Genomic DNA, 269 nt, shown 5'->3' with positions numbered 1-269 from the left:
CCATATTCCAGGTATAATTTTGCTGAGAAATTCCGTATAGCTGTTGAAGTTCTTTTATATCAGTATTATTTGCCCACCATTGTCTGAAATTAGTCATAATATTATCATTATAACCCGTAGTGTTTCTTCCTGTCGTTTTTTGAGTAACATAATTCGCATAAAGATTGGCAGTTAATTTATCTGTCAATTTATATGAAGCGTTACCACTAAAGTTATTTTTTATTAGCTCACTATTTGGCATGATATCAGTAGCTTTGGTATTAGAATAA

1 protein-coding gene is annotated in these 269 nt (G+C 30.5%); it reads right to left on the bottom strand.

Annotation, left to right across the window (positions count from 1 at the left end):
• Nucleotides 1-269: hypothetical protein (locus SB725_RS31465; protein WP_410923332.1), on the bottom strand; the 269-nt coding region annotated here is incomplete at both ends.

The sequence above is a fragment of the Pseudomonas sp. SIMBA_041 genome (assembly GCF_046535095.1).
Taxonomy (GTDB): Bacteria; Pseudomonadota; Gammaproteobacteria; order Pseudomonadales; family Pseudomonadaceae; genus Aquipseudomonas; species Aquipseudomonas mucoides.
The sequence above is the reverse complement of the archived record's forward strand: the minus strand, read 5'-3'. Positions and strand labels throughout refer to the sequence as shown.